The following is a 1288-nucleotide window of genomic DNA, read 5'->3' on the forward strand; positions in this document are numbered from 1 at the left end:
AATAATGGTGGAATATTTTGATTATTAGACAAATTTAAACTATAATATACATAGATTAACAAAATATATAACAAGACATGGAGATATAAATATGAATGAGATAAGCATAGATGATAAGGAATTAACCAATAAACTACTTATAAAGTGGCTTGATAAATTGGCATATTTAAGTGATATAAAGAGGCGTAGTATTTATAATATGGCAAGTAATTATTATAATAATACTAGCTTTTTACTAAAGATAAATACGGCTATTGTTAACGAAGAAAAATATTGTAGTGATAATGATGTGGTTAGTAGTGTTATTTATGAGAAAGAAAATGACAAACATATATTGAGTTATAATGATGAAAAAATGGAATTTACATATATACAAATAAAAGAAATTATATCTGGAATGATTGATCTTTTAGAAAAAATACATCCATTAGGAACAGTAGTCCAATTAAAAAATCAATTTCTCAAAAATATTATAGCTGACAATAAAATTGAAAATGCAAGGTTCGTAATTATTAACCGATTTATGTTTCATAATGAAATCAAAACATATTTTCAATATGCAGGAGTTGTATATCCATTAGGCATGGTAGGTGATGGAAAAGCAATACAGTTTACAACAGAACTTATAGAAAAAGTAATTCACGAAGGGTATTCTGATGAGCAAGAAGAGGCATATGTTTATCTCCTAAAAAAAGAATTAGTTATAGAGAAAAAGATGCATTCTTTTGGATTCTCAACAAAGGATGAACGTGAAGACTTTGAAATGAAAACTGAGGTGGAAAGTAAATAGATGATTAAAATTGAGACTGATCAGTTAAAAGTGGAACTTAATAAGCTTCAAGCAGCAATAAAGGATTTAGAGCCTTATTCTAAAGAATTTATTGAAAATACTATAAACAGTTTTGAGGGCTGTAATTCAGATTTCATTGATACAATAAAGAAAGCATTAACAAATATGACAGATACTAAGGCACCCAAGTTATTAAAAAAAGTACAGAAATTTCATGATGGAGCTTTAAGTGTTGTAGTAGCATTTGAAAAAAAAGATGCAAAATTGGGAGAGAAAATAAATCCTAATAAATAGGAGGTAAAGGGTCTAGTGAATTATACTAAGGGACATTCAGAAGGATTAGTTAGTAATTATATAGAAGAAATTGAAATCCAAAAAAAAAGTATGGCTAAGAATTTTGAACAAATGGATTTTCAAAATGCAGTTGAAAAAGACAAATGTGGTGAGATAGTAGATGAGATGATAAATAATTGTAATATATTAATAAATAAACTAAAG

The 1288-nt window shown here is 26.7% G+C and carries 3 protein-coding genes; all 3 read left to right on the plus strand.

All coding sequences use genetic code 11. The features are described 5' to 3' along the window. Positions 1–91 precede the first annotated feature (91 nt). The gene (locus tag Q0649_RS18225) at positions 92–790 is read left to right on the plus strand and encodes a DUF4176 domain-containing protein (RefSeq protein WP_298845390.1); all 699 of its coding nucleotides are present in this window, start codon (positions 92–94) and stop codon (positions 788–790) included. Next, positions 791–1084, plus strand: a complete 294-nt coding sequence (locus Q0649_RS18230; RefSeq protein WP_298845392.1) for a hypothetical protein — start codon at positions 791–793, stop codon at positions 1082–1084. It begins immediately after the preceding gene. 15 nt (positions 1085–1099) lie between these two features. Then, positions 1100–1288: hypothetical protein (locus tag Q0649_RS18235; protein ID WP_298845394.1), on the plus strand; the 189-nt coding region annotated here is incomplete at its 3' end.

This window comes from uncultured Clostridium sp. (genome assembly GCF_937920395.1).
Classification (GTDB): domain Bacteria; phylum Bacillota; class Clostridia; order Clostridiales; family Clostridiaceae; genus Clostridium_AD.

Coding starts and splice junctions, on each gene's coding strand:
- Q0649_RS18225 (WP_298845390.1), top strand. CDS start 92: ATGAATGAGATAAGCATAGATGATAAGGAATTAACCAATAAACTACTT.
- Q0649_RS18230 (WP_298845392.1), top strand. CDS start 791: ATGATTAAAATTGAGACTGATCAGTTAAAAGTGGAACTTAATAAGCTT.